This window comes from Paraburkholderia sp. J7, assembly GCF_905220155.1.
Taxonomy (GTDB): Bacteria; Pseudomonadota; Gammaproteobacteria; order Burkholderiales; family Burkholderiaceae; genus Paraburkholderia.
On sequence record NZ_CAJMYZ010000001.1, the window covers coordinates 604679 to 630809 of the forward strand.

General features: G+C 67.6%; 25 protein-coding genes. 10 read left to right on the forward strand and 15 right to left on the reverse strand.

Translation table 11 applies throughout. The features are described 5' to 3' along the window. The first annotated feature begins 4 nt into the window (after positions 1-4). The 5 genes from U5A58_RS02685 to flgL all read left to right on the forward strand — a co-directional run bounded on the left by U5A58_RS02685 (position 5) and on the right by flgL (position 6711). Entirely contained in the window at positions 5-1165 is a 1161-nt protein-coding gene (locus U5A58_RS02685) for a flagellar basal body P-ring protein FlgI (RefSeq protein ID WP_321915382.1), read from the forward strand. 10 nt (positions 1166-1175) lie between these two features. Continuing rightward, positions 1176-2177, forward strand: coding sequence for a flagellar assembly peptidoglycan hydrolase FlgJ (gene flgJ / locus U5A58_RS02690; RefSeq protein WP_321960167.1), 1002 nt, complete (start codon positions 1176-1178; stop codon positions 2175-2177). Between the two features lie 279 nt (positions 2178-2456). After that, positions 2457-3218, forward strand: a complete 762-nt coding sequence (locus U5A58_RS02695; RefSeq protein ID WP_321915337.1) for a flagellar brake protein — start codon at positions 2457-2459, stop codon at positions 3216-3218. A gap of 215 nt (positions 3219-3433) precedes the next feature. Beyond that, positions 3434-5455: a flagellar hook-associated protein FlgK gene (gene flgK / locus U5A58_RS02700; protein WP_321960168.1), complete on the forward strand. Its 2022-nt coding sequence runs from the start codon at positions 3434-3436 to the stop codon at positions 5453-5455. An 11-nt stretch (positions 5456-5466) separates the two neighbouring features. Then, positions 5467-6711, forward strand: coding sequence for a flagellar hook-associated protein FlgL (flgL, locus tag U5A58_RS02705; protein ID WP_321960169.1), 1245 nt, complete (start codon positions 5467-5469; stop codon positions 6709-6711). Between the two features lie 82 nt (positions 6712-6793). Here flgL and fliR read toward each other — a convergent pair whose 3' ends face one another. From fliR to fliF, 13 genes are all read right to left on the reverse strand, one after another. Continuing rightward, complete coding sequence (gene fliR, locus U5A58_RS02710; protein ID WP_321960170.1) at positions 6794-7585, reverse strand: flagellar biosynthetic protein FliR; 792 nt, start codon at positions 7583-7585, stop codon at positions 6794-6796. Between the two features lie 32 nt (positions 7586-7617). Then, positions 7618-7890 (reverse strand): flagellar biosynthesis protein FliQ, encoded by a 273-nt coding sequence (fliQ, locus tag U5A58_RS02715; protein ID WP_321915333.1) that lies wholly within the window; start codon positions 7888-7890, stop codon positions 7618-7620. A gap of 10 nt (positions 7891-7900) precedes the next feature. Further along, entirely contained in the window at positions 7901-8644 is a 744-nt protein-coding gene (fliP, locus tag U5A58_RS02720) for a flagellar type III secretion system pore protein FliP (protein WP_321915381.1), read from the reverse strand. Positions 8645-8746: 102 nt separating this feature from the next. After that, the gene (fliO, locus tag U5A58_RS02725; RefSeq protein WP_321960171.1) at positions 8747-9409 is read right to left on the reverse strand and encodes a flagellar biosynthetic protein FliO; all 663 of its coding nucleotides are present in this window, start codon (positions 9407-9409) and stop codon (positions 8747-8749) included. Then, positions 9406-9870: a flagellar motor switch protein FliN gene (gene fliN / locus U5A58_RS02730; protein WP_321960172.1), complete on the reverse strand. Its 465-nt coding sequence runs from the start codon at positions 9868-9870 to the stop codon at positions 9406-9408. The genes fliO and fliN overlap by 4 nt, the downstream gene beginning before the upstream one ends. Beyond that, a complete protein-coding gene (gene fliM / locus U5A58_RS02735) occupies positions 9863-10861 on the reverse strand; it encodes a flagellar motor switch protein FliM (protein WP_321915380.1) in 999 nt (332 codons plus the stop codon). Before fliM ends, fliN begins: the two co-directional genes overlap by 8 nt. A 46-nt stretch (positions 10862-10907) precedes the next feature. After that, positions 10908-11411, reverse strand: a complete 504-nt coding sequence (fliL, locus tag U5A58_RS02740; protein WP_321960173.1) for a flagellar basal body-associated protein FliL — start codon at positions 11409-11411, stop codon at positions 10908-10910. Positions 11412-11691: 280 nt separating this feature from the next. Then, positions 11692-13293 carry a flagellar hook-length control protein FliK gene (locus tag U5A58_RS02745; protein ID WP_321960175.1) on the reverse strand — a complete coding sequence of 534 codons (1602 nt, stop codon included), beginning with the start codon at positions 13291-13293 and terminating at the stop codon, positions 11692-11694. Positions 13294-13314: 21 nt separating this feature from the next. Beyond that, the gene (gene fliJ / locus U5A58_RS02750) at positions 13315-13767 is read right to left on the reverse strand and encodes a flagellar export protein FliJ (RefSeq protein ID WP_321960176.1); all 453 of its coding nucleotides are present in this window, start codon (positions 13765-13767) and stop codon (positions 13315-13317) included. Continuing rightward, positions 13764-15464, reverse strand: a complete 1701-nt coding sequence (gene fliI / locus U5A58_RS02755; protein WP_321960177.1) for a flagellar protein export ATPase FliI — start codon at positions 15462-15464, stop codon at positions 13764-13766. Before fliI ends, fliJ begins: the two co-directional genes overlap by 4 nt. Then, positions 15458-16135 (reverse strand): flagellar assembly protein FliH, encoded by a 678-nt coding sequence (gene fliH / locus U5A58_RS02760; RefSeq protein ID WP_321915326.1) that lies wholly within the window; start codon positions 16133-16135, stop codon positions 15458-15460. The genes fliI and fliH overlap by 7 nt, the downstream gene beginning before the upstream one ends. Next, positions 16128-17123, reverse strand: a complete 996-nt coding sequence (gene fliG / locus U5A58_RS02765; RefSeq protein WP_321915325.1) for a flagellar motor switch protein FliG — start codon at positions 17121-17123, stop codon at positions 16128-16130. Before fliG ends, fliH begins: the two co-directional genes overlap by 8 nt. Then, the gene (fliF, locus tag U5A58_RS02770; protein ID WP_321915324.1) at positions 17113-18921 is read right to left on the reverse strand and encodes a flagellar basal-body MS-ring/collar protein FliF; all 1809 of its coding nucleotides are present in this window, start codon (positions 18919-18921) and stop codon (positions 17113-17115) included. The genes fliG and fliF overlap by 11 nt, the downstream gene beginning before the upstream one ends. A 298-nt stretch (positions 18922-19219) precedes the next feature. Here fliF and fliE point away from each other — a divergent pair, with 298 nt between their 5' ends. The 5 genes from fliE (at position 19220) to U5A58_RS02795 (ending at position 22502) form a co-directional block, all read left to right on the forward strand. Next, positions 19220-19555 (forward strand): flagellar hook-basal body complex protein FliE, encoded by a 336-nt coding sequence (gene fliE, locus U5A58_RS02775; protein ID WP_321915323.1) that lies wholly within the window; start codon positions 19220-19222, stop codon positions 19553-19555. 135 nt (positions 19556-19690) lie between these two features. Continuing rightward, positions 19691-20137, forward strand: a complete 447-nt coding sequence (fliS, locus tag U5A58_RS02780; protein WP_321960178.1) for a flagellar export chaperone FliS — start codon at positions 19691-19693, stop codon at positions 20135-20137. Next, the gene (locus tag U5A58_RS02785) at positions 20134-20466 is read left to right on the forward strand and encodes a flagellar protein FliT (protein WP_321960179.1); all 333 of its coding nucleotides are present in this window, start codon (positions 20134-20136) and stop codon (positions 20464-20466) included. The genes fliS and U5A58_RS02785 overlap by 4 nt, the downstream gene beginning before the upstream one ends. An 84-nt stretch (positions 20467-20550) precedes the next feature. After that, positions 20551-22083, forward strand: coding sequence for a flagellar hook-length control protein FliK (locus U5A58_RS02790; protein WP_321960180.1), 1533 nt, complete (start codon positions 20551-20553; stop codon positions 22081-22083). Then, the gene (locus tag U5A58_RS02795) at positions 22083-22502 is read left to right on the forward strand and encodes an EscU/YscU/HrcU family type III secretion system export apparatus switch protein (RefSeq protein ID WP_321960181.1); all 420 of its coding nucleotides are present in this window, start codon (positions 22083-22085) and stop codon (positions 22500-22502) included. Before U5A58_RS02790 ends, U5A58_RS02795 begins: the two co-directional genes overlap by 1 nt. On the opposite strand, the gene U5A58_RS02800 is transcribed toward U5A58_RS02795, so the two are convergent. Next, positions 22480-23931, reverse strand: a complete 1452-nt coding sequence (locus tag U5A58_RS02800; protein WP_321960182.1) for a coniferyl aldehyde dehydrogenase — start codon at positions 23929-23931, stop codon at positions 22480-22482. The genes U5A58_RS02795 and U5A58_RS02800 overlap by 23 nt on opposite strands. Positions 23932-24014: 83 nt before the next feature. Beyond that, entirely contained in the window at positions 24015-25751 is a 1737-nt protein-coding gene (locus U5A58_RS02805; protein ID WP_321960183.1) for an isovaleryl-CoA dehydrogenase, read from the reverse strand. Between the last annotated feature and the right edge of the window lie 380 nt (positions 25752-26131).

Here is a 26131-nt window from a genome sequence, read left to right on the forward strand (position 1 = left end):
GCGCATGAAGGACGTGCTCGCCGCCCTGGGCGTGGCGTTCGGTTTCGTCGTTGCGTGCGGCGCGCTCGTCGCCTATGCGACGCCCGCGCGCGCCGAGCGCGTGAAAGACCTCGCGACCTTCCAGGGCGTGCGCGACAACCCGCTCATCGGCTACGGCCTCGTGGTGGGTCTCGACGGCACCGGCGACCAGACGACCCAGGCGCCGTTCACCACGCAAACGCTCGCGAACATGCTCGCGAACCTCGGCATCTCGATCAACAACACGTCGAGCTCGTCGGGTTCCTCGTCGACGCTCAACAACATGCAGCTGAAGAACGTCGCCGCGGTGATGGTGACGGCCGTGCTGCCGCCGTTCGCGCGGCCGGGCGAGCAAATCGACATCACGGTGTCGTCGCTCGCCAATGCGAAGAGCATTCGCGGCGGCACGCTGCTGCTCACGCCGCTCAAAGGCGCGGACGGCCAGGTCTATGCGCTCGCGCAGGGCAACGTGGCCGTTGGCGGCGCGGGCGCCTCGGCCAACGGCAGCAAGGTGCAGGTGAACCAGCTCGCGGCGGGCCGCATCTCGGGCGGCGCGATCATCGAGCGCTCGGTGATCTCGCCGGTCTCGCAGCAGGGCGGCCTCCTCACGCTGACCGTCAACGACATGGACTACGACACGACGCAGCGCATCGTCTCGGCCGTCAACAACATGTTCGGCCCGGGCACGGCCTCGCCGCTCGACGGCCGCACGATCCAGGTGCACGGCCCGGCCGATCCGGCCTCGCAGGTGGGTTTCATCGCGCAGATCCAGGACCTCAACGTGAACCCGGCCACGCCGGCTGCGAAGGTGATCCTGAACGCGCGCACCGGCTCGATCGTCATGAACCAGATGGTCACGCTCGAGAGCTGCGCGGTCGCGCACGGCAATCTCTCGGTCGTCGTGAACACGCAAACGGCGGTGAGCCAGCCCGGCGCGTTCTCCAATGGCCAGACGGTGGCGACACGCCAGTCGCAGATCCAGTTGAAGCAGGACAACGGATCGCTCAAGCTCGTCACGGCGGGCGCAAATCTCGCCGAGGTCGTGAAGGCGCTCAACGCGCTCGGCGCGACGCCGGCGGACTTGATGTCGATCCTGCAGGCGATGAAGGCAGCAGGCGCACTGCGCGCCGACCTCGAGATCATCTAAGGGGTGTAACTTGGATAATACGAACAACATCGGCGGCGGCAGCCTCGACCTCACCAACCGCTTTGCACTCGACGTGCAGGGCTTCGACTCGATGCGCGCCGCGGCGAACGCTTCGCCCCAGCAGGGCGCGAAGATGGCCGCGAAGCAGTTCGACGCCGTCTTCACGCAGATGATGCTCAAGAGCATGCGCGACGCGACGCCCGACGACAGCCCGCTCGAGTCCAACGACAGCAAGCAGTTCACGTCGATGCTCGACCAGCAGCTCGCGCAGCAGATGTCGAACAAGGGCATTGGCGTGGCGAACGCGATGCTCAAGCAGCTCATGCGCAGCATGGGCGGCGCGGCCGGTGCCGATGGCGCAGGCGGGGCAGGCGGCGCGGGCGGCATGGCGGGCGCGATCTCCGGGCTTTCAGGCAAGGACGCGAACGAGGGCAACCTCGCGATGCTCAATGCGCTCGGTCGCGCCTACGGCAACGCGGCGGCCAACGGCGCGCTCGCCAACGGTTCGGGCTACAGCGGCAACAGTGCGCTCACGCCGCCCGTCAAGGGCAACGGCGACGCCTCGGTTGACGCGTTCGTCGACAAGCTCGCCAACGCCGCGCAGCAGGCCAGCTCGACCACGGGCATCCCTGCGCGCTTCATTCTCGGCCAGGCCGCGCTCGAATCGGGCTGGGGCAAGCGCGAGATCAAGAACGCCGACGGCTCGACGAGCCACAACGTGTTCGGCATCAAGGCGAGCAAGGACTGGACCGGCAAGACCGTCTCGACGGTCACGACCGAGTACGTGAACGGCCAGCCGCATCGCGTGGTGGAGAAGTTCCGCGCCTACGACTCGTACGAGGAGGCGATGACCGACTACGCGTCGCTGCTCAAGAGCAATCCGCGCTACGCGTCGGTGATCAACGGCTCGAAGAGCGCTGAGGGCTTCGCGCACGGCATGCAGCGCGCGGGCTACGCCACCGACCCGCACTACGCGAAAAAGCTGCTGACCATCATGCAGCGGATGGCCTGACGGCCGGCTAGGCGGCGGGCAACGCCGCTGGCGTCGCGGTTCGCGTCACATGGGCCGCCGCAAACGTTGCCTCGGCGCAGTTGCCGGAAGAAGCTGCACACGCGTGTTTCATGCAGGGATAAAGCCCACTTTTTTTAGGCCGAATCCCTAAATTTTTCGTAATGCCTGCCGCTAATGCAGGCGAGATGGAAAAGCAATCGGGCAGTCAGACCGCCCGAACGGCGCGCGCGGAAAGGGTCCGCAGGCGCGCTGGCACGTTCACGAATTTCCGGCAGGCCCATGAATACCGTTCAGTCGAATCCACAGGAAGCAGGCGGGGACGCGGAAGGCGCTCACGATTTTGGGCGCCGCAACCCGCTCGAGATCGGCGTCCAGCTACGCAATCTCGTCAATCGCGGCGACTTCCTGACGCTCCAGTATCGCGGCGGACAGCTCGTCACGCGCATTCTGGCCGTCAACGGACGCGAGCGCACTTTCGTGTTCGACTGGGGCGCGCTGCCCGAGCAGAACACGGGCGTGCTCGCCGCGCCCGAGTCCCACTTCCACGCTTCGCCCGACGGCGTGCGCGTGGAGTTCAAGACGGCCACGCCGCGGCGCACCGAGTTCGAAGGGCGCCCCGCGTTCGAAGCCGACTTCCCCGAAGTGCTGTTCTACGTGCAGCGGCGCGAGTATTTCCGCGTCGACACGCCCGTGCTCGAGCCGTGCATCTGCCGCGGCGAACTGCCGAGCGGCGGCCCGCGCTTCGCCTACGAGGTGCATGACCTCTCGCTTGGCGGCCTCGGGTTGCGCACGACCGACGCGCGTGTGGCGGATCTCTCCATGGGCCTCGTGCTGCCCGACGTCGAGCTCGACTTGCGCGCGCACGGCAAGCTGCGCGTGGATCTCGGGCTCGTCGTGCTGCGCTTCATCGACCTGCCCAACGGCGATCGCCGCTATCACATGGGCTTTCGCTTCGACGCGCTGCCCGGCTCCGCCGAGAACACGCTGCAGCGCTATATCACGCAGCTCGAGATGAAGCGCCGCGCGCTCGCTCGCGCCTGATCCGTACCGCCTCACCCGCACGATCCGCATCATCCGGCCGGCGCAATGCAGATTGCGCCGGTTCGCTGCGCCACGGGACAGGCGCGCATGTGCACACGCACGCGCGCTAACGTTTTCGGGCTCATCAGGCGCTCAATTTTTGAAGGGCGCTGCCGTTATACCGTGAGTACATCACGCGGTTTGCCAGGGGGGCGGGCCGTTTTCGAGGATCACGCATGTCCAACATTTTCTCGATCGGTCTGAGCGGCCTGCAGGCAGCGCAGATTGGCATCTCGACCACCGGCGAGAACATCAGCAACTCGACGACCGCGGGCTACACCGTCGAGACGCCGGTGTACCAGGAATCGACGGGCCAGTACACGTCGAGCGGCTATATCGGCAGCGGCGTCACGACCGCGACCGTGCAACGCGCCTACAGCCAGTACCTCACGACGGCGCTCAACAACGCGCAGTCGACCAGCAGCGCGTACTCGGCGTCGTACACCCTCGCCACGCAGCTCTCGAATCTCGTGGGCAGCCCGACCTCGGGTATCGCGACCGCGATCACGAACTTCTTCTCGGGCCTGCAGAACGTTTCGAATTCGCCTTCGGATACCGCGGCGCGCCAGACCGTGCTTTCCGACGCGCAAACGCTCGCCACCCAGATCAACGCCGCGAGCTCGCAGTACGACTCCATGCGCCAGAGCGTGAACACGCAGCTCACGAGCGCCGTCACGCAAATCAACTCCTATACGCAGCAGATCGCGAACCTCAACGCGCAGATCACGTCCGCGAGCGCAGGCGGCCAGCAGCCGAACCAGTTGCTCGACCAGCGCGATCAAGCCGTTGCGAGCCTTTCGCAGCTGGTTGGCGTGCAGGTCGTCCAGAGCAACGGCAGTTACAGCGTCTTCCTTGGCAACGGCCAGCCGCTCGTGGTGAGCAGCAATAGCTACAACCTCACGACACAGCCTTCGAGCACGAATCCTCAGGAACTCACGGTGGCGTGGCAGGGCCTGAACGGCGCGAGCGCCGCGTCGCAAGGCACGCCGCAGGTGCTCAACTCGGCCGCGCTGCAAGGCGGCACGGTGGGCGGCCTGCTTTCGTTCGTCTCGACCACGCTCGATCCGGCGGAGTCGCAGCTCGGCGCGATCGTCACGAGCTTCGCCGCGCAGGTGAACTCGCAGAACGCACTCGGCCTCACGCTCTCGGGCGGCGCGGGCGGCAATCTGTTCACGGTGGGCAACCCGCTCGTCACGGCCAGCTCGACGAACCCCGACACGCAGACCACGGTCAGCGCGACGCTCACGAACAGCACGGCGCCGCTCACCGACAACTACCAGCTGAGCTACGACGGCACGAACTGGAACCTCACCGACACGGCGACGAACACGCTGGTCGATAGCCAGCCGAACGGCACCGCGCCGATCACGATCGGCGGCTTCTCGATCACGCCTTCGGGCACGGTGAGCGCAGGCGACTCGTTCATGATCCAGCCGACGGCCGGCGCGCTCGCGAGTTTTTCTGTCGCCACCAGCGACCCCGCGTCGATCGCGGCGGCGACGCCGGTGGTCGTTTCGGCGGGCACGACGAATGCAGGCACGGCCAACGTCACGCAAGGCACGGTGGGCACGGGCTATTCGACGACGAATCTGCCGGTCACGCTCTCGTACGATTCGACCACGGGCACGCTGACGGGCCTGCCGGACGGCACGACCGTGTCGATTACGGCAGGCGGCACGACGAGTTCCGTGACGATCGACAGCACCGCCACGCCGCCCGTCACCGGCGTACCGTACGACCCGACCACGGGCGCGACGTACACCATCACGAATCTCACCGATTCGACCGGCGCCAACGGCACCGCGACCAACATCAGCTTCACGATGACGGGCACGCCCTCGAACAGCGATTCGTTCACGGTGGCGGGCAACGTGAGCGGCACGCAGGACGGCCGCAACGCGCTCGCGATCGCGAACCTCACGTCGAGCACGGCGTTCAGCGGATCGACCACGCTGACCACGGCGTACGCGAACTACGTCAACACGATCGGCAACTCCGCTAGCCAGCTGAAGGCGTCGAACACCTCGCAGCAGTCGCTCGTGACGCAGCTCACGTCGCAGCAGCAGTCGGTGCAGGGCGTGAACCTCGACGAGGAAGCCGCAAACCTGCTGCAGTACCAACAGCTCTATCAGGCCAACAGCAAGGTGATCCAGACGGCGGCCTCGCTGTTCCAGACCCTGATCGGCATTTTCCAGTGAGGCGCTAATCCATGCGTATCGCGACTTCCCAGATTTTTGCCTCCAGCGTGTCGACGATGGAGAACCAGCAGTCCCAGATCCTCCAGGTCCAGCAGCAGATTTCGACTGGCGTGGCCATTTCGAACCCGGCCGACAATCCGCTCGGCGCGGCGCAGGCGGTGACGCTTTCCACCACGAGCGCGACGCTCACGCAGTATTCGTCGAACCAGACCACGGCGCTTACCGCGCTGCAGCTCGAGGACACGACGCTCTCGAGCGTGACGAGCACGATGCAGAGCATCCATTCGCTCATCATCGAAGCCCAGAACGGCTCGCTCACCGACCAGGCGCGCCAGGCGATCGCCCAGCAGATGCAAGGCGACCGCGACCAGCTGCTCACGCTCGCCAACACCACGGACGGCGCGGGCAACTACATCTTTTCCGGCTTTCAGAGCACCTCGCAGGTGTTCTCGAACAAGTCGGGCGGCGGCGTGACCTACAACGGCGACGCGGGCCAGCGCGTGATGCAGGTGGCCGGCACGCGTAACATCGCGGTGGGCGACACGGGCACGACGGTGTTCCAGAGCGTGCAGGCCGTGGGTTCGGTCAATATTGCCTCGGGCAGTTCGTCGAACACGGGTACGGGCGTGATCAGCAGCGTGACGGTGACGGATCCGACGCAGGCGACCAACAACGACAACTACTCCATCGCGTTCGCCACCGACCCGACGACCGGTGCGCTCACCTATACGGTGACCGACAACAGCGCCAACCCGGCGACGACGACGGCTGCAGCCAACTACACGGAGGGCAGCGCCGTTTCGCTCGGCTCGGGCATGAACGTGACGTTCTCGGGTACGCCAGCCGCGGGCGACTCGTTCTCGGTCACGCCCGCCACGGCGTCGCAGAACACCGACGTGTTCGCGAGCATCGACAGCATCATCGCCGCGCTGAACACGCCCACGAGCGGCTCCCAGGCTGCGGTCGCGAACCTCAGCAACGCGCTGAACACCGGCCTCTCGCAGATCGGCAACTCGCTCTCGAACGTGATCACGGTGCAGGCTTCCGTGGGTGGCCGCGAGCAGGAAGTGAAGGCGCTGCAAACGGTCACCTCGACCAGCTCGCTGCAGGTCACCTCGAACCTCTCCGACCTCACGAGCACCGACACGGTGGCCGCGATCAGCCAGTTCGAGCAGCTCTCGAACGCGCTCACGGCTTCGCAGAAGAGTTTTGCCGCGACGCAGAATCTCTCGCTGTTCCAGTACATCAATCCTTGAACGCGAGGCATTGAGCGGTCGAAAAAAAAAGCGGACTTCGGTCCGCTTTTTTATTGCCTTGCCCGCTGTCGCGAAACGGGCTTCAAGCTGGCGGCCGCAGCGCGGCAGCCACGCGGCCCATCTGGTCGATGCCGCTGTCGAACAGGCGCGCGAAGTAGGGAATCAGGTTGGGCATCATGAGCTGAACGAGCAGCATGCCCACGAGCATCGTGAGCGCGAAGCCGATCTGGAAGATACCGATCTGCGGCGCCGCGCGGTTGAGAATGCCGAGCGAAAGATTGGTGATGAGCAGCGCGACCACCACCGGCAGCGACAGCAGCAGGCCCGAGGTCAGTATCGTCGCGCCATAGTTGGCCATGAGGTTCCAGCCCGAGGCGCCCAGCACGCTCGCCGTGACTGGCAGCGTCTGGAACGTGGCGACGAGCGCCGCGAGCATCTGCAGATGGCCGTCGAACACGAGGAACGTGAGCATCGCCATCATGTTCAGCCACGAGGAGAGCGCCGGCGTGCTGGTGTTGGCCTGCGGATCGAAGAAGCTCGCGAAGCCGAGCCCCATGCCGAGGCTCATCATGTCGCCCGCCGCGGTCACGACCGCGAACACGAGCTGCATCGTGAAACCGAGCGCGATGCCGATCAGGAACTGGTTGACGAGGATCCACACGCCCTCGGCGGAAAACACCGTGACCTGCGGCATGGCGCCGAGCGTGGGCGCGACGATCAGCGTGACGAACCCCGCGAGGCCGATCTTCACGCGCGTGGGCACGGAGCGGTTGCCCAACACAGGCGCGACCGCCACGAGCGCCAGAATGCGCGTGAACGGCCAGAGGAATGCCGTGAGCCAGGCGTTGAGCTGCGCGTAGGTGACGGTGAACATGGAGCGTGCCGAAAAGCCGCGCGGCGGCGGCGCTAGCCCGCCGCGACCGAGACGATGCTCGTGAACATGCGGTGCATGTAGTCGATCATCGTCGAAAGCATCCACGGGCCGGCGATCACGAGCGTGACGCCGATGGCAATCAGCTTGGGGATGAACGAGAGCGTGGTTTCGTTGATCTGCGTGGCGGCCTGGAAGAGGCTCACCACGAGACCCACGGCGAGCGACACGAGCAGCAGCGGCGCGGCTAGCAGGAGCGTGACGTACATTGCCTCGTGGGCAATCGTCATGACCATTTCGGGTGTCATCGTGAGCTCCTTAGCTGAAGCTCTGCGCGAGCGAGCCGATCAGCAGTTGCCAGCCATCCACCAGCACGAACAGCATGAGCTTGAAGGGCAGTGAAATCGTCGCGGGCGAGACCATCATCATACCCATCGACATCAGCACGCTCGCCACCACCAGGTCGATGATGAGAAACGGAATATAGATGGTGAAGCCGATCTGGAAGCCGGTTTTCAGCTCGCTCGTGATGAACGAGGGCACGAGCAGGGTGAGCGGCACATCCTCGGGCCCCTGCATGGGCGCCGCGTGCGAGATGCGCGCAAAGAGCGCGAGGTCGGACTCGCGGGTCTGCCGCAGCATGAAGGTCTTGAACGGCGCCACCCCGCGCGCCACGGCGTCGTCCATCGAAATCGTGCCGGCCGAGAACGGCTTGTAGCCGTCGTTGTAGGCCTTGTCGAGCACGGGCGACATCACGAACAGCGTGAGAAAGAGTGCGAGGCCCACGAGCACCTGGTTGGGCGGCGTGGTCGTCGTGCCGAGCGCCTGGCGCAGCAGCGAAAACACGATGATGATGCGCGTGAAGCTCGTCATCATCAGCACCATCGCCGGCAGGAACGACAGCATCGTGAGCAGCAGCATCGTCTGCACGCTCAGCGAGTAGGTCGTTCCGCCGTTCGGGCCCGGGCTCGTGTTGAAGGCGGGCAGACCTTGCGGACCGGCCACGCTTTGGGCGTGCGCGAGGTGCGGCAGCGCGAGGGCGACGGCGCCCGCGCCGAGCATCAGCGCAAAAGGGAGCGCCGTTCTGGCGATCTTGGCGAGGGTAGCCGCGCGTGCGTGGGCTTCGCCGCCCGCGCCCGGCGCATGAAGGGAACTGCCGTGCATTTACTGCGCTCCGCCGTCGTGACGCATGAAACGCGCGTGGATGCGTTTATTCGCTTCGCTTTTCAGCGCGTCACGAAAGCGCTGTGCGAAAGTGCCCGAGAGGGCGGGGGCGTTGGGAGCCGCCGCCGCGACGCCGGCGGGAAGCTCGCCCGCGGGCAGCGTGTGAAGCAGGCGCACGTTGCCGGGCGCGGCGCCCAGCACGAGCCAGGTGTCGCCGATCTCGACCACGGCCACGCGCTCCTTGCCGCCGAGCGATGCGCCGCCCACGGTCTTCACGAGCGCGTTCTTCGGGCCGCCTTGCAGGCCGAGACGCCGTGCGAGCCAGGCGCAGCCGAACACCACGCCGATCACGAGCGCGAGACCCAGCACCGTCTGCACGACCGCGCCGAAACCGAGCGCGGGAACCGCGCTGCCGGCGATCACGGCGGAGGCGCCCGACGTACCCGCGGCACCGGCGGCCGCGCGCGTGGCTTCGTTGACCGCCTGAAGGTCGGCGGCCCGCGCGCTCATGACGGCGCAAACCGCGGCGCCGGCGAGCGAGAGGTGCACGGCGAGGCGCCACGCGAAGCGCAGCGCCTGCGCGCCGCGGGACTTGCCCGCGCGTCGTGCGTTGGCGCGAGAAGCCACGCTCGTCGCGACGCCGGGAACAGCCTCGCGTTTCATCGGTTCAGTTTCCGGATCCGCTCGGACGGCGTGATGATGTCGGTGAGACGAATACCGAACTTGTCGTTCACGACCACCACTTCGCCCTGGGCGATGAGGCAGCCGTTCACGAGCACGTCCATCGGCTCGCCGGCCATGCCGTCCAGTTCCACGACCGAGCCCTGCGCGAGTTGCAGCAGGTTGCGGATGGCGATCTTGGTGCGGCCAAGCTCCACGGTCATCTGGACGGGAATGTCCAGAATCATGTCGATGTCGTTGGCCGTCTTGGTCGAATCGACCTTCGAGAGCGGCTGGAACACGGCCGCGGGCTGCGCGGCCGGTGCGTCGTTGCTGTTCTGCTCGGCAAGCGCGCTCGCCCAGTCGTCCAGCGACGACTCGCCGCCCGCATCCTGCGCCGCGGCCTCCGCAAAGCCCGGGTCGAGCACCGGCTCGTCTGCGCTCGTGCCGTTTACGTCACTCATATCCACCTTCCTTCATCGTGTCGGCTGCGCTGATCATCTTCTGGACCCGCAACGCGTATTGACCATTGAAAATTCCGTAGCCGCACTCCATCACGGGCACACCGTCCACCTTGGCGGTGATGTGTTCCGCGACGTTCATGGGCAGCACGTCGCCCTTCTTCATGTTCAGGATCTGCTCGAACGTCACGGGCACCTGCGCGAGGTCGGCCGTGAGTTCGACTTCGGCGGCCTGCACCTGCTGCGAGAGCACGCGCACCCAGCGGCGGTCCACGTCGAGCACTTCGCCTTGCAGCGGCGAGGCGAGCACGTCGCGGATCGGCTCGATCATCGAGTAGGGCATGCAGATGTGCAGCGTGCCGCCCGTCGGACCGAACTCGATCGAGAACTGCGTGACGATCACGATCTCGTTGGGCGTGGCAACGTTTGCGAACTGCGTATGCATTTCGGAGCGCACGTATTCGAACTGCAGCGGCCGCACGCTCTTCCACGCGGTCGTGTAATGCTCGAACACGAGATTGAGCAGCTTGCCGATGATGCGTTGTTCGGTTTGCGTGAAGTCGCGGCCTTCCACGCGCGTGTGAAAGCGCCCGTCGCCGCCGAACAGGTTGTCCACGACGAAGAACACGAGGTTCGGGTCGAACACGAACAGCGACGTGCCGCGCAGCGGCTTCACGTGCACGAGGTTCAGGTTCGTCGGGATCGGCAGGTTGCGGGTGAACTCGCTGTACTTCTGCACGCGCACCGGACCCACCGAGATTTCGGCGGTGCGGCGCATGAAATTGAAGATGCCGACGCGCAACAGGCGCGCAAAGCGCTCGTTGATGATTTCGAGGCCGGGCATCCGGCCGCGGACGATACGTTCCTGCGTCGCGATGTTGTAGGGACGTACGCCCTGCTTCTCGGAGCCGTTCGAATCGGAATCGACTTCGCCGGTGACGCCTTTGAGGAGGGCATCGACCTCCTCCTGGGACATGAACTCGTCGTGACCCATCGTCATGATGACTGGCCCTCCATCGCGGGAATCATTTCAGTCACGCTCACTGGACGACGAATTCGGTGAACAGCACGTCGTCGACGTGCATCGGCTTTTCGTTCGCGTCCGAAGGCTGCGAGATCAGCACGGCGAGCTCGGTGGCGAGCGCACGCTTGCCGTCGAGCGGCGCGAGGTCGGACGGATGTTTGTTCGAGAGCGCGAGCAACAGGCGGCTGCGGATCTCGGGCATGCGCGCGACGAGCGCGTCCTGGGTGGCCTGGCTGTCGAGCTTGAGCGTGAGGCCGATGCGCAGGTAGTGCGATTCGCCGTCGTCGGTCTGCAGGTTCACGGTCATCGGCTCGAGCGCGTAGTAGACGGGCACGGCCGGGGGCGCTGCCGCCGGCGTGGCCGGCGCGCTCGCCGCGTGGCGCGACATGAAGAACCACGTCGCGCCGCCCGCCACTGCGGCGGCGAGGATCGCAATGAGCGCGATGAGGAGAATGCGCTTCATCGGTCCGGGTTTCGCGCCTTGGGGCGCGGCTTGCTGGGATGCGGTGGTGGTCGCCATGTCGAAGAGTCAGCCTGGGATGCTTGCAAGGGTCCGGGGCGCCGACCTGATGGTCAGTCCGGGCATGCTGCATTGTTCCGGCTTTTGCCTTTCAGCGATGGGAGGAATAGACGGGGGAATTCCGGCTATCTCGTGGTTTTGTTGCGCGCCGCGGCAAGCCGGGCACGTCATGCGAGCGTGGGGCAGACGTAAAGCAGCCGCGTACGCGGCTGCATTGTCCGAAGATGCCGGGCAGGTCCGGCTGGGGAGGTCGGGAGGTGGGGAAGGCGCTTGAGGCGCGTCAGGCGAACGTGTCGATCAGGCCGACGGAGCGCTGCGTGACGCTCGCGGCGGTGCCGAGCGCGTCGTCCACGGCGTCCGCCGCGCTCAGCGTGCTGCCGGAACCCGAGCCCGAGCCCGAGCCCGAGCCCGAGCCGGAACCGCTGGAACGGCCCGAACCGCTGCCGTCCTGCTGCGCCTGCTGGTTCATCTGCCGCGAGAAGCCGTCGCTCACGCTCGCGCTGCCAAGGCCAATGCCGTTCTGCTCCATGGCCTCGCGCAGCTTCGGCAGGGCCGCCTCGACGGCCTCGCGCACCTGCTGGTGCTGCGAGACGAAAAGCGCGTGCGCGTGGCTTTCCGTGACCTGCAGAACAACCTGGAGCGGTCCGAGATCCTTCGGATTGAGCGTGAGTTCCGCCGACTGCTGGTGCGCGTTCGAGAGGAACACCACTTTCTGGCTGAGCGCGTCTTCCCAGTCGTTTGTGCCGACCTGCGGCGCGATCGAAGCGGAGGCAGCGGCCGCGGCCGCCGGATTCGCGCTGGCGCTGGCGGCCTGAGCCGCCTGGGCCTGGGCGGCCGACGCGGCGGCGACCGCTGCGGCCTGGGTGGCGGCGAGCGCATCGGTCGTGGCCGTGCTCGCCGTGACGTCGGTCTGCGTGGCGGCGCCTGCCTGCTGCTGCGCCGCTGCCGTGAGCGCGTCCGTTGCGGCCTTCGCGGCGTCGGTGGCGGTCGTCGTGACGCCCTTGGCCGCGTCGGCGCTTGCGCCGCTGCTCGTTGCCGTGCCGAATGCCTTGCTTTGGGCGTTCGCGCTCAAATGCGAGGCGAAGCTGCTGGCGATGCCGGAGCCCGAGCCTGAGCCTGAGCCCGTGGTGGCCGTGGCTGCGCTGTTTGCCGCCGTGCCTGCCGTGTTCGCCGCGCGCGTGGCGAGCGCGCCCGCGCCGCCGCGCAGCTGCGCGAGCGCAGCTTGCAGCGCGTCGTGCACCGACGTGACGCCGGCACTAGTCGTGCTGCCGGTGTCCGTGCCGTCGCCCGCAGCGCCCGTCGCGCCGGCGGCGGCCGTGGCGGCTGCCGCAGCGGCCGCGGACGCGACGCCTGCGAGCGTGCTGTCGCTGCTCGCCTGGCTGCCTGTCTGGCTGCTGTCGTCGTTCGCGTCGGTGCTCGTGCCGTTCTGCGCCTGCTGCGCCTGCAAGGCTTGCTGAGCCTGCGCCGCGGCGGCTTGCGCGCCTGCGTCCGCGGCCTGCTTTTGCTGGGAGCGCGCGGCGGCGCGGCGATCGGCGCTCGAGGTGGACTGCGAGCCCTGGCTCGAGTTCGAGCTCGACGTCTGCGAGGCGCCGCTGCTACTGCTACTGCTGCTTTGCGACGAGGCATTGCTGCTCGACGCATTCGAGTTCGACTGCGCGGCGGCATTCGACTGCGCGCTTTGCGCCGCCTGGGCGTTCTGGCTGGCCTGCGCGCTTTGCGCGTTCATCTGCTGTTGCAGCGTCTGCGCGAAACCCTGGCTGGCGGCGTCGGCCTGGCTGATGGCGTTCGACGCCGTATTCGACGCGGCGTTCGATGCGGAATTGCCCGTCACTGCGTCGGCGGCGGCGCCGAACATCGAGGAGAGGGAAGAGAGGAGCGACATGCTGGCGGCCTCGAAAACGTATTACGGGTGTTGCGACGTTCGCGTGCGCAGCACGCGTGCGGCGTGCTCGTCGGCGTCGCGCTGTTCGCGGCGGGCGTCCTTGCGGGCCTGCACATCGTCGTGGCGGGTTTGCAGGACCTCGTACGAGCCGAGCTTCTGCTTGCTGCGCTGCCATTCGGGCTTGGCGGCCTCCACGCGCGCGGTGGCCTGCTCGAGCATGCGACGCTGCTGTTCGATCGCCGCGTCGAGCGTGTCGATGAATGCCTGGAAGTTGCGCACGTTGCCCGCGGCCATGCCGCTGCGCGCCGATTCGGTGAAGCGCGCGTGATACTCGTCGCGGTAGGTGATGAGCGCCTCGAGCTGCTTTTCGACCTCGCCGCGCTGGCGCTGGACGCGGCCGAGCTTTTGCGTGGCGGCGTCGACGTCGTCCTGGGCGAGGCCGATCAAGGTTTGCAGCGCGGTCTGTTTCGTCATGTCCTGGCTCCGATCAGCTGGCCGAGCATCTCGACGCTCTGATCATAGTTCGCGGTTTCGCGAAAACCCTGCTGAAGAAAGGCCTCGATGCGCGGATACAGTGCGATTGCGCGGTCGAGCACGGCGTCGCGCCCGCTCACGTACGCACCCACGTTGATGAGGTCACGGTTGCGCTGGTAGCGCGAAAGCATCTGCTTGAGCGCGCGCGTCTGGTTCAGATGCTGGTCGTCGATCAGCGCGGTCATCGCACGGCTGATCGAAGCCTCGATGTCGATGGCCGGATAGTGTCCCGCTTCGGCGAGCGCACGCGAGAGCACGATATGGCCGTCGAGAATCGCGCGCGCCGAGTCGGCGATCGGGTCCTGCTGATCGTCGCCTTCGGTGAGCACGGTGTAGAACGCCGTGATCGAGCCGCCGCCCTCGGGGCCGTTGCCGGTGCGCTCGACGAGCGCCGGCAGCTTCGCGAACACCGAAGGCGGATAGCCCTTGGTCGCGGGCGGCTCGCCGATGGCGAGCGCAATCTCGCGCTGCGCCATCGCATAGCGTGTGAGCGAGTCCATGAGCAGCAGCACGTGCTTGCCCTGGTCGCGGAAATATTCGGCGAGCGACGTGGTGTACGCGGCAGCCTGCATACGCAGCAGCGGCGACACATCGGCGGGCGCCGCCACGACGACCGAGCGCGCGAGGCCGTCCTCGCCGAGAATCTGCTCGATGAATTCCTTCACTTCGCGGCCCCGCTCGCCGATCAGGCCGATCACGATGACTTCCGCGCTGGTCGCGCGCGCCATCGTGCCGAGCAGCACCGATTTACCCACGCCCGAGCCCGCGAACAGGCCCATGCGCTGGCCGCGCCCGACGGTGAGCAGCGAGTTGATCGCGCGCACGCCCACGTCGAGCACCTTGTGGATCGGCTCGCGGTTCAGCGGATTGATGACGGGCGCGGTGAGCGGCGCGTCGGCTTCGGTGTTCAGGGGACCCAGGCCGTCGAGCGGGCGGCCCGAGGCGTCGACCACGCGGCCGAGCATGCCCCAGCCCACCGGCAAGCGTTTCGCGCCCGCCTTCGGGTCGGCGATCGGCGCGGTTTCGAGCGGCCAGACGCGCGCGCCGGGCAACAGGCCCGCGACTTCGGTCGTCGGCATCAGAAAAAGTTTGTCGCCGCCGAAGCCGACCACTTCCGCCTCGGCCATCGGCAGCGAGCTGCCCGGCGGCAGTTCGATCATCACCTCGGCGCCCACGGCGAGGCGCAGCCCCACCGCTTCGAGCACGAGGCCCGCCGCGCGCGTGAGACGCCCGCAGCCGCGCAGCGGCAGGGCGAGCGCGTTGCGCTCGCGAAAGCTGCGCAGTTGCGCGTTCCACGTCGTGAGGAACGAGTTGGCCGGGTCGTAGTTCGCCGGCGGCACGTAGGGCGCGGGCGGCGCCTTCGCCTCGACCGGCGTGCCGGTCGCGCCCTCATCCATCAGCCCTGGCGGCGCTTCGAGGCTGTCCGCGGCCAGCGCGGCGTCGATCGCGTCGATGGCGCCCAGCTCCCGCGCCTTGCGCGTGTCGGGAATGTCGAGGTCGCCGACCAGCAACGCGCCAAGCTGCGCGGGGTCGCTCGCGAGCGGGCCGAACGACGCGAGCGCGAGTTCCTGCTCGAGCGGCGTGAGGCCGCCCGTGTGGATGGCCTGATGGCTCGGCGGTTGCGGGTGGTTCACCATGGCCGCGCCTTGCCGAGCGCGGCCGTCACGCGCTCCCAGCGCGTGCGGATGCTGGCGTCGGTTTCGCCCGTCGCGGCCTGTGCGCGGCAGCCGCCGCGCTCGATCGTCGGGTCGGTGCGCACGCTCCAGCCGCGCGTTTGAAGGTCGTCCAGCAAGTAGGCCTCGACGATCGGCAGATCGGCGGGGCTCACCACGAGCTGCGGGGAGCCGGAAAGCTGTGGCTCGGCCACGAGCACTTCGCGCGCGACCGCGACAAGCGCCGTCGGGTCGTGCTGAACGTGCTGGCGCACGACCTGCTGCGCAATGTCGAGCGCGAGTTCGACGAGCGTCTCGGCCACACCGGCCTGTGCCGTTTCGAGCGCGTCGCTAAAGCGCCGCGCCAGCAGCGCGAGCTGCATGGCCTGCGCACGCGCTTCGGCCTGGCCTTGCTCGAAACCCTGCTGGCGGCCTTGCTCGTGCCCGGCCTGATAGCCGAGCGCCTGACCCGCCACATGGCCCGATTTGAGCCCTTCCTGGTGCGCCGCGTCGCGCAGCGCGTGCAGCTGCGCTTCGAACGCGGCCGTTTCGTCGGGCGTGGGCGGCGGCGGCGGGGGAGGCGGCGGGTCGAACGAGGCCATCTCCCAGCGCTGGTACGCTGAGCGATGCCTGTTCGCGGAGCTGCTGTCAGACATAAGCGTCTTCTGCCTTGCCGCCTAGAACGATCTGGCCGCTCTCGGCGAGGTTGCGCACGATCTGCAGGATGCGGCGCTGCTGCGCCTCGACTTCCGACACGCGCACCGGACCGCGCGCGTCGAGGTCTTCGGCGAGCAGTTCGGCCGCGCGCTGCGACATGTTCGCGAGGAACTTCTGGCGCAGCGCGGGCGGCGCGCCCTTGAGCGAAATGATGAGCGACTCCGACTCGACTTCCTTGAGCAGCAGCTGGATCGCGCGGTCTTCGAGGTCGAGCAGGTTCTCGAACACGAACATCTGATCGATGATCTTCTGCGCGAGTTCCGCGTCGTACTGGCGGACGTTCTCGATCACCCCTTCTTCGTGCTGGCTCGTCATGAAGTTGAGGATTTCGGCCGCCGTGCGGATGCCGCCCATCGGGCTGCGCTTGAGGTTGTCGCTGCCCGAGAGCAGGTTCGTGAGCACGTCGTCGAGTTCGCGCAGCGCCTGCGGCTGGATGCCGTCGAGCGTCGCGATACGCAGCAGCACGTCGTTGCGCAGACGCTCAGTGAAGCACGAAGCGATTTCCGAGGCCTGGTCGCGGTCGAGGTGCACGAGGATCGTCGCGATGATCTGCGGGTGCTCGTTCTTGATGAGTTCGGCCACCGACCCCGAATCCATCCACTTGAGGCCTTCAATGCCGCTCGTGTCGCCGCCTTGCAGAATGCGGTCGATGATCGCGCCGGCCTTGTCCTCGCCCAGTGCCTTGTTGAGCACGTTGCGGATGTAGTCGTTCGAGTCGAGCGAGAAGCCGGTGTGCTGCTCGGCTTCCTTGACGAAGTCCTGCAGCACGACCTCGATCTCTTCGCGCTTGACGTTCTTGAGCGCCGCCATCGCGGCGCCGATTTTCTGCACTTCGCGCGGACCGAGGAACTTGAAGACCTCGGAGGCCTCCTGTTCGCCGATCGACATGAGCAGCAGCGCGCTCTTGGTTGCGCCTTCAGCGTTCATCGTTCACCCAGCTCTTCACGACGGTTGCGACGATCTTCGGATCCTGGCGCGCGATGTTGCGCGCGTATTCCAGGTTGCGTTCAAACTTGTTCTTCTCGTTTTCGAAGGCGAGCAGGGCGGCTTCGTTTTCCGCGTTGTCTTCGCCTTCCGCGCCGGCGCCGCCGATGCGCACGGCCTCGGGGAGCCCGTCGAGCAGCAGCGGCTCGCCGTCGGCCATGCCGGGCAGCGCGGGCGCAACCGGCTCGGGCGGCGGGAACGCGCGGCGCAGCGCCGGCTTCACCATCACGAAGTAGAGGAACAGAGCCACCGCGCCAATGCCGAGCCACGTCGCAATCTGCTTGGCGAGTGCGAGGATGTCCGGCTGACGCCACCACGGCAGGTTCGCGTTCGGGTCGACGTCGGTCTGGAACGCGGCGTTCACCACGTTCACCGAGTCGCCGCGCTTGGCGTCGTAGCCCATGGCGTCCTTCACGAGCTGCTCGACCTGCGCGAGCTTCTGCGCGTCGAGCGGCTGCATGGTGGCGTGGCCCTTGGCGTCCACCTTCTGCTGATAGTTCACGATCACGGCGACCGACAGGCGCTTCACGTCGCCAGCCGCCTGCTGATAGTGGCGCACGGTCTTGTCGAGCTCGTAGTTCGTCGTGGTGTCGCGATGATCGGAAACCGGCACCGCGGCCGACGCGCCGTTCGCACCCGCCGGCGCGTTGACCGGCGCGGAGGCCGGCTGCGGCGGCTGGTTCGTGAGCGCACCGGGCACGCCGCCCGCGCCGCTTTGCTGCATTTCCGTCGAGATGTTCTGCTGCTGGCTGCGGATGGCGGCGGCTTGCGGGTTGGCGTTCGGACCGTAGGCTTCGGAGGTCTGCTCGAGCTTCGAGAAGTCGAGGTCGGCGCTCACCTGCGAGCGCGCGTTGCCGGCGCCGAAGAGGGGCGCGAGGATCGCGTCGATGCGCGACTGGGTGTCGTGTTCGACCTGGCGCACGTACTTGAGCTGCGAGGCGTCGAGGCCAACGCCCGTGGCGCTCTGGGTGAGGAGGTTGCCGTCCTGGTCGACCACCGTCACGTTGCGCACCGGCAGGTCCGGCACCGCCGAAGCGACCATGTGCGTGATCGCGGCGACCTGGCCGTCGTCGAGAATGCGGCCCGGATACAGGTTCACGAGCACCGAGGCCGAGGGCGCTTCGCGCTCGCGCACGAATACCGAAGGCTTCGGAATGGCCAGATGCACGCGCGCCGTCTTCACGCTCGCGATCGACTGAATCGTTTGCTCGAGCTCGCCTTCGAGCGCGCGCTGGTAGTTGATCTGCTCGGCGAACTGGCTGATGCCGAACTTCTGGTTGTCCATCAGCTCGAAGCCGACCGAGCCGTTCTTGGGCAGGCCCTGGGAGGCGAGGCGCAGGCGCATTTCGTTGACCTGCTCGGAAGGCACGAGAATCGCGCCGCCGACGTCCGAGAGCTTGTAGGGAACGTTTGCGGCCTGGAGCGCCGTAATGATGGCGCCGCCGTCACGGTCCGACAGGTTGCTGTACAGCACCTTATAGTCGGGCGCGCGCGACCACAGCACGAGGCCGGCGACCACGGCAACGAGCACCGCCACGGCAAAAATGAGCGGCGCGCGCGGGTTGCCGCGCACGTTGCGCAGCGACGAGAGCGAACCGAGGCGTTGCGCGAAACCGCCGCCGAGGTCTTCCGCGCCGCCCAGGCCTGCGCCCGCGCCAGCACCGGCCGCGGCGCCCGCGCCAGAGGTGGCGAGGCCCATGCGGGCGTCGGGGTTGATCAAAGAATTGGCAGTCGAATCCATGCGACGGGTATCTCCGGAGGCTTCCAGGTCTCGCCTTGCATGGCGGAGACTTTCACGAGACGCATTATCCGGGGCCGCTGGCAAGCCGATTGCGCGAATAGAGCCGGGTTTTCCCCCTAGTTTCGGGGCTGCCGAATCGGACCCGCTGCTATGCTCTCCTCCAGATTCGGCGTCCTGTCAGGTCGCCGTGCTGGCCGGGCCCGCTGAATTGCCGCGGGAATGCCGAAATTCCGGCCTTGGGGCTCGTCCCCGGAACACCCTGCATGTCCCCCGCATGTCCCCTTTTCGTGGAGCAAACATGACCGTGCCAGTATCCCCGCTCACGTCCGCCCTGGCCCAGATGCAGTCGATGGCGACCCAGGCGGCCGGCGGCCCCACCGCAGCCGACGAAAAGTCCGCCGCGGCCACGGCCGGCGGGTTCGCGGCGGCGCTCAAGTCGTCGCTCGACCAGATCAGCGACGCCCAGCAGAAGGCCGTTGGCGAGTCGCAGGCGTTCGAACTCGGCGCGAACAACGTGTCGCTCAACGACGTGATGGTCGACATGCAGAAAGCCAACATCGGCTTCCAGTTCGGATTGCAGGTGCGCAACAAGCTCGTGGCCGCCTACACCGACATCATGCAGATCCAGGTGTGAAGACCTTCGCCTCTTCAATGCGCTAAAGCTTCCTCCCCTACGTTCCGATAACCCGGCTAGAAGAGTCCGTCGCTCGTGCTTCGCGCAAGCGCCGGACGACCGCACTCAAGCCAAACGTATCAAGGAGAAGCGCCGATGTTTTCCCCTGCCCAATCTGGAGCTAACGCCTATGCACGCGTGGGCGTCGAAACAGGGGTCATGGGTGCGAGCCCGCACAAGCTGATCGTGCTCCTGTATCAGGGAGCGCGGCAAGCCATCGCGCAGGCACGTATGCATTTGCAGGCCGGCAACGTCGGCCCGCGTTGCGAGGCGATCGCCAAGGCGATCCGGATTGTCGAGAGCGGACTTCAGCTCGCGTTGAACGTCGAGGCGGGCGGCGAGATCGCTCAACGCCTGAATTCGCTGTACAGCTACATGACGCGGCGCCTGCTGGAAGCCAATATTAAACAGAGCGAGACCATGCTGGTCGAGGTCGACAGACTGCTGGCTACGCTCGAAGAAGCCTGGTTGGGGATAGGGCCGGAAGTGGCGAGGATGGCCGAACAGTCATCCGCGTCATCGCCCGGCTCATTGATGAGATGAGTTCAAAAGCAGACTACTTCGCCCGCTACGAAGCGATAGCGGCCGTGTCGGAGCAGATGCTCCACGCGGCGCGCGATGCGCACTGGAACGATTTGATCGGCTTGCAGGAGGAGTACCGGGTCCTCGTCGATGCCTTGAAGGACGCCGAGGCCGCGGTACGGCTCACGGTTTCCGAGCGGGCGCGCAAGTACGAGCTGATCCGCCAGATCCTCGCCGACGACGCCGCCATTCGCGATCTCGCCAGCCCTTGCATGGCGCGGCTTTCGGCGCTCTTTTACGGCACCGCGCAGCCCGCGCGGGTCTTGCAGGAAATCTACGGCGCCCGTTAGCGCGGCGCGTGGCGCCTCGGGAGGCCACGGCGCGCAACGCCCCATGAACCGGCAGGTCAGCGCTGTGCGCAGATCCGGAACACCATGAACGGAATCGACACCGGAGCCGCCGCGCTCCTCGCGAGCCGCATCGCGGCGCTCACGCCGGTCGGCCCGCAGGGCGCCTCCGGCGCGGCGCAAACGGGCGTCTCCGCGCTCGCGACGGGCACTGCCGCGCCCGCCGACACCGCAACCAGCACAAACAGTACGCAGGACTCCGCGCAGACCGTGCTTTCGGCGGTTGCGCTGGCGCTCGACGCCATCATCCGCTCGGGCGGCGAAGCGACGCCCGCCGTGGTGGGCAGCGCCCCCCTCTGGGCCAACCCCGAAGCCGATGCGGCGCCCGGCGGCGCCGGCGCTTTGCCGCTGCCGGGACTCGCCGGCGAAGCGGCGCAGGCGGCGCAAGCCGCGCTGCTCGCGGAGGTGGCGCTCGCGGCCCAGGGGCTGGCCGGCGGCGCGCTGACCGGGGCGGCCGACGCCGGGACGGCGGCCTCCACGCAGACGGCATCCTCGCAAGATCCGCAAGCCGGGCAAACCACCCAGACCGCACAAACTACGCAAACCGCAGCCGCCGCACAAGCCGGCCCGGTCGCCGCGCTCGCCGCGTCGCTCGCGCAAACGGTGAGCTCGAGCGGACTCTTCTACGAAGCCCACCTCGCACAATGGCTGCGCGGCCAGCTCTCGCCCGCCGAACTCGCCGACGAGCCCCAGAACCGTCTGCTCGGCGCCCACTCGCAACTGTCGCTCGACTGGAGCCACGACGCAGACGACATCGACGACGTGCAATGGAGCGAAACGTTCGCGGACGCGCCGGGCGGCGCACGCGGGGACGCGGGCAATGCTGCGAACGCGGGAAGCCAGATCAATGCCGCACTGGCGCGTGCATTCCCCGGGCTGGCGGAGCCGCACGGCGAGACGGCCTCGGCCACGGCACAGACCCAGGCACGCGCGGCGCTCGCCGACACCTTGCTGCCCGCCATGCACGAGGCCGCGGCGCAGGCCGCCGGCCCGTCGGTCCATCCGGCTGTGATTCCGCTCGTTCGCCAGCAGCTCGATCTGCTCGCGACCGGCGAGTTTCGGTGGAATGGCGAGGCCTGGCCGGGCGTGCGGGTGGATTGGAGCATCCAGCAAGACGATTACGATGCCCGCGACCCGCACTCCGGCGCAGCCGGTGTCGACGCCGACGACATTCCATGGCGCACGCGCCTCACGCTTGCGCTGCCGAAGCTCGGCACAGTCGACGCGGAACTCACGCTCACGGGCTCGACGCTCGCCGTGCGGGTGCAGGCGAGCGCGGGCGGCGCCGCGCGACTGACTGCAGAGAGCGAGTGGCTGCGCGGGCGGCTCGAAGCGCTCGGGCTCACGCTCGCCGGGCTATCGATTCGCGAGATCGGCAGCGGCGCGGCGGCAAATCCGGCCGAGGCGGCGAGAGCCGCGAGCGCTGCGAACGCCTACGCCGCGCAAAACACATCCGCCGCGGCCAGCGCGCAGGCGGGCGCTGCAACGGATGCGTCCGCCGCGCGAACGAGCGCCGACACTAGCGATCACCCGAACCACGACCAGAACTGGGAGCTGTGATGAGCCGCACGCACCGCAGGAGCGCTGCCGCGCTCGCCTATGACGCCCCCGAAGGCGACGGCGCGCCGCGCGTGGTCGCGAAGGGCTACGGCCTTGTCGCGGAGATGATCGTGCAGCGCGCGAAGGAAGCGGGCCTCTATGTGCACGAAGCGCCGGAGATGGTCTCGCTGCTCATGCGCGTGGACCTCGACGCGAAGATCCCGCCGCAGCTGTACCAGGCGGTGGCCGAATTGCTAGCCTGGCTGCACCGCCTCGAAGCGGAAAACGGCGCGAAAGCCAAAGCGGCCGCGCAAGCGCAAACTGGCACGTCTGCCGCAGCAGCAGGCAGTCCCCTGCACGACATCAGCGACGTTCGCCGGGTCGGCGGCCCGCGCGGCGGGCCGCCCGCGCTGCCGTTCAACCCTTCAACATCATCTTGATCAGCAAGGCGAAGCGCTTGCCGTAGGGCGGCGCGATGAGCCCGCGCGCGTTGAACCGCGCCTGGGTGAAGACGGGCTTCATCTTCGAGAACGTGACGAAGCCCTCGTAGCCGTGATACGCGCCCATGCCGCTCGCGCCAACGCCGCCGAACGGCAGTCCTTCGGCGGCGATGTGCATGAGCGTCTCGTTCACCGACATCCCGCCCGCGACCGTTTCGCGCGTCACGCGCTCGACCGTGCGCGCGTCGTCGGCATAGAGGTAGAGCGAGAGCGGGCGAGGGCGCGCGTTCACGTAGCGCAAGGCCTCGTCGAGCGTGTCGTAGGGCACGAGCGGCAGGAGCGGCCCGAAGATTTCCTCCTGCATGAGCGCCGTTTGCGCACCGGCGTTCGTCACGATGACGGGCGCGAAGCGCCGCGTGGCGGCGTCGTGCGTGCCGAGCGCGTGCAGTTGCGCGCCGCTCGCCTGCGCTTCGTCGGCGAGACGTTGCAGGCGCTCGAAGTGGCGCGCCGAGATGATCGACGTGTAATCGCGGTTGTTGGCGAAGTCCGGATACAGCTGGGCGAAGCGCGTGCGCGCGCGAGCGATGAACGCCTCCTCCTTGCCGCGCGGCAGCAGCACGTAGTCGGGCGCGATGCAGGTTTGCCCCGCGTTCAGCGTCTTGCCGAGCAGCAGGCTGTCCACGGCGTAGTTCAGGCGTGCTTCTTCGCCGATGATGACGGGCGACTTGCCGCCCAGTTCGAGCGTGACCGGCGTGAGGTTCGCGGCTGCGGCGCGCATGACCTCGTGCCCCACGCGCGTTGAACCGGTGAAGAGCAGATGGTCGAACGGCAGGGCGCTGAAGGCGGCGCCAACCGTTGCGTCGCCGTTCACGACCGCCACGTGATCGCGCGCGAACGTCTTGCCGATCAGTTCCTCGAAGAGCGCGGACGTGCGCGGCGTGAGCTCCGACATCTTGATCATCGCGCGGTTGCCTGCTGCGAGCGCGCACACGAGCGGGCTCGCGGCGAGCAACAGCGGGTAGTTCCACGGCACGACGATGCCCGCCACGCCAAGCGGCTGCGGCACCACCTTCGCGCGGCCCGGCAGCAGCCATTTGCCCACCGGCCGGCGCCGCGGCTTCATCCACCGCGCGCCGTGCCTGAGCGCCGCATCGATCTCCTGTTTGAGCACGACGAATTCCGCGAGCGCGACTTCCGCCTTCGAGCGCTGGCCGAAGTCGGCGTTCATCGCCTCGGCAAGCGCGTCGCGGTGCGAGAACAGCACGTCGCGCAGCGCCTTCAGATGGCGCGCGCGTGCTTCCCAGGACGGGAACGGGTCGCGCAGGAAGGCTTCGCGCTGCGCGGCGAGCAGCGTGTCGAGCGCGGCGCGCGGATCGTCCGGTGCGCCGTACGCCTTGCGGGCGAAGTCTTCGGGCAGGTCCTGCTTCATGGTCGGTCCTCGTGGGGTTCACGCACGCTGTGCCGCGTGCGCGAACAGGAAAATCGGGTCATGCAGTCGGGTCGCATGCGGAGTCAAACCGAACGCGACGGAAACGCCCGCTCAATGATCGCGGCGTGATCGAAGCGCGCGGGCAGCGTGCCGAATACGCGGTCGCAGTCGGCGTCGTGCTCGTCGAGGCGCGTGGCGATGAACGCCTGCGCCATTTCCGGCGCCCCGTCGCGCAGCAGCATGGCCTGCGCGATCAGCACGATTTGCTGCGCGATGCGCCGCGCGCTCGCCTCGCGCGTGCCGGGCGCCCCGTTGAGCAGGACCGAGAGGCGGTCGAGCGCGGCGTTAAGCACCGGGTGAGTCTGGGCGTCGCGGCGCCACGCGAGAAAGAGCGCCTGGGCCGCGTCGGCTTCGCGCTCCAGCGCGCGCAGCACGTCGAGGCACATCACGTTGCCCGAGCCTTCCCAGATCGAATTGACGGGCGCTTCACGGTAAAAGCGCGCCATCGGCCCTTCCTCGACGTAGCCGTTGCCGCCCCATACCTCCATGGCCTCGCCCGTGAACGCGAGCGCGCGCTTGCAAACCCAGAACTTCGCCGCCGGCGTGACGATGCGCCGCCAGGCGCGTGCTTCGAGCGACGTGTCGTCCGTGTCGCCGGGTTTCGCGTCGGCGCTGTCTTCGAACGCGCGCGCAAGGCGCATGAAGAGCGCCGTCGCCGCTTCCGATTCGAGCGCGAGATCGGCGAGCACGTTTTGCATGAGCGGCTGCTCCGCGAGCACGCGGCCGAACGCGCTGCGGTGGCGCGCGTGGTGAATCGCCTGCACGAGCGCCGCACGCATGAGCGCCGCGCTGCCGATCACGCAGTCGAGCCGCGTGTAGTTCGCCATCTCGATGATGGTCGGCACGCCGCGGCCTTCGTCGCCGATCATGACGCCGTACGCGTCAAAGAATTCCACTTCGCTGCTCGCATTCGAGCGGTTGCCGAGCTTGTTCTTCAGGCGCTGCACATTCACCGCGTTTTTCGTGCCGTCGGGCCGGTAGCGCGGCACGAAGAAGCAGGAAAGGCCGGGGGCGCCTGAGCCGTCGTGCTCCGTGGTGCGCGCGAGCACGAGATGCGCGTCGCACTGCGGCGCCGAGAAAAACCACTTGTGGCCGGTGAGCAGATAGGCCGCGCCGCGTCCCGTTTCGACGCCAGCCGGCCGCGCCTCGGTGCGGTTGCTGCGCACGTCGGAGCCGCCTTGCTTCTCCGTCATGCCCATGCCGATCATCATCGAGCGCTTTTGCGCGAGCGGCAGGTCGCGCGCGTCGTGCTCGCGCGTGTAGAGCGGCGCGCGCAGCGTGTCGAACAGCGCCGGCTCGCGCTGCAGCACGGCAATGCTCGCGAAGGTCATGGTGAGCGGGCAGAGCGACCCCGATTCGAGTTGCGCATGCAGGAAGTAGCCTGCGCAGCGCGCGGCCATCGCGCCGGGCTGCGGGTCCGAATACGGCAAGGCGTGCAGTCCTTGCTCGCGCAGCAGCGCCAGCAGTTCGTGCCAGGCGGGGTGGAATTCGATCGCGTCGATCCGTTCGCCACGCGGGCTGTGCGTGTGCAGTTCGGGCTCGTGGCGGTTGGCGAGGTCGGCGAGCGCGAGCGTTTCGGCTTTGCCGAGCGTTTCGCCATGGCGCGTGAGCGTTTCGCGGTGCCAGTCCGCGCCCGCGCGCACGAGGGCCTCGCCGAGCGCGGCGTCGGTGGTGAAGAGGTTGTAGTCGGCGAGCGGCGGCGCCTGATTCGTGACCTCGTGGGTCGTGCCGGGGCGATGCGTGGCTTCCGTCGGGTTCATCTGCCTGTCTCCGATGCAAGGCTGCTGCTGCGGGCGCGGCGTGCTTCACGCGCGGCCGTTCGTGTTGTGTTCGCTGTCGTCGTGACGGGGAGGCGTGCGCAGCGGCCGCTCCATGTGAAGCGTCCGTGAGGTGAGTGATTCTTGTGCGCTCCAGCGCTCCCTGTGCTGCTTATGCTGTCCGGACGCTTTCGGGTTCCAGCGCTGGCGGCTGAACCGCCTTCCATCATAGGCGGCGATTAGCCGTCAGGTTTAGAGGGGATGCTCTGACATAAAAGCTGACCTCGGAATCAGACGCTTCCTACAATGCGCCATTGAATCCGAAAACGAACGAGCGTGCAAATAGCACGCCACCTTACTCATGACGCGGATGCTTTGCATGG

What these genes read in the sequence shown, in the direction of transcription:
- fliM (WP_321915380.1), bottom strand. Translation starts at nt 10,861, where the DNA reads ATGGGTCACGACGAGTTCATGTCCCAGGAGGAGGTCGATGCCCTCCTC.
- fliQ (WP_321915333.1), bottom strand. Translation starts at nt 7,890, where the DNA reads ATGACACCCGAAATGGTCATGACGATTGCCCACGAGGCAATGTACGTC.
- fliR (WP_321960170.1), bottom strand. Translation starts at nt 7,585, where the DNA reads ATGTTCACCGTCACCTACGCGCAGCTCAACGCCTGGCTCACGGCATTC.
- fliL (WP_321960173.1), bottom strand. Translation starts at nt 11,411, where the DNA reads ATGGCGACCACCACCGCATCCCAGCAAGCCGCGCCCCAAGGCGCGAAA.
- fliE (WP_321915323.1), top strand. Translation starts at nt 19,220, where the DNA reads ATGACCGTGCCAGTATCCCCGCTCACGTCCGCCCTGGCCCAGATGCAG.
- U5A58_RS02685 (WP_321915382.1), top strand. Translation starts at nt 5, where the DNA reads ATGAAGGACGTGCTCGCCGCCCTGGGCGTGGCGTTCGGTTTCGTCGTT.
- U5A58_RS02805 (WP_321960183.1), bottom strand. Translation starts at nt 25,751, where the DNA reads ATGAACCCGACGGAAGCCACGCATCGCCCCGGCACGACCCACGAGGTC.
- fliS (WP_321960178.1), top strand. Translation starts at nt 19,691, where the DNA reads ATGTTTTCCCCTGCCCAATCTGGAGCTAACGCCTATGCACGCGTGGGC.
- flgK (WP_321960168.1), top strand. Translation starts at nt 3,434, where the DNA reads ATGTCCAACATTTTCTCGATCGGTCTGAGCGGCCTGCAGGCAGCGCAG.
- fliI (WP_321960177.1), bottom strand. Translation starts at nt 15,464, where the DNA reads ATGGTGAACCACCCGCAACCGCCGAGCCATCAGGCCATCCACACGGGC.
- flgL (WP_321960169.1), top strand. Translation starts at nt 5,467, where the DNA reads ATGCGTATCGCGACTTCCCAGATTTTTGCCTCCAGCGTGTCGACGATG.
- fliF (WP_321915324.1), bottom strand. Translation starts at nt 18,921, where the DNA reads ATGGATTCGACTGCCAATTCTTTGATCAACCCCGACGCCCGCATGGGC.
- U5A58_RS02795 (WP_321960181.1), top strand. Translation starts at nt 22,083, where the DNA reads ATGAGCCGCACGCACCGCAGGAGCGCTGCCGCGCTCGCCTATGACGCC.
- U5A58_RS02790 (WP_321960180.1), top strand. Translation starts at nt 20,551, where the DNA reads ATGAACGGAATCGACACCGGAGCCGCCGCGCTCCTCGCGAGCCGCATC.
- fliH (WP_321915326.1), bottom strand. Translation starts at nt 16,135, where the DNA reads ATGTCTGACAGCAGCTCCGCGAACAGGCATCGCTCAGCGTACCAGCGC.
- U5A58_RS02800 (WP_321960182.1), bottom strand. Translation starts at nt 23,931, where the DNA reads ATGAAGCAGGACCTGCCCGAAGACTTCGCCCGCAAGGCGTACGGCGCA.
- fliJ (WP_321960176.1), bottom strand. Translation starts at nt 13,767, where the DNA reads ATGACGAAACAGACCGCGCTGCAAACCTTGATCGGCCTCGCCCAGGAC.
- U5A58_RS02695 (WP_321915337.1), top strand. Translation starts at nt 2,457, where the DNA reads ATGAATACCGTTCAGTCGAATCCACAGGAAGCAGGCGGGGACGCGGAA.
- fliN (WP_321960172.1), bottom strand. Translation starts at nt 9,870, where the DNA reads ATGAGTGACGTAAACGGCACGAGCGCAGACGAGCCGGTGCTCGACCCG.
- U5A58_RS02785 (WP_321960179.1), top strand. Translation starts at nt 20,134, where the DNA reads ATGAGTTCAAAAGCAGACTACTTCGCCCGCTACGAAGCGATAGCGGCC.
- U5A58_RS02745 (WP_321960175.1), bottom strand. Translation starts at nt 13,293, where the DNA reads ATGTCGCTCCTCTCTTCCCTCTCCTCGATGTTCGGCGCCGCCGCCGAC.
- fliO (WP_321960171.1), bottom strand. Translation starts at nt 9,409, where the DNA reads ATGAAACGCGAGGCTGTTCCCGGCGTCGCGACGAGCGTGGCTTCTCGC.
- fliP (WP_321915381.1), bottom strand. Translation starts at nt 8,644, where the DNA reads ATGCTCGGCGCGGGCGCCGTCGCCCTCGCGCTGCCGCACCTCGCGCAC.
- fliG (WP_321915325.1), bottom strand. Translation starts at nt 17,123, where the DNA reads ATGAACGCTGAAGGCGCAACCAAGAGCGCGCTGCTGCTCATGTCGATC.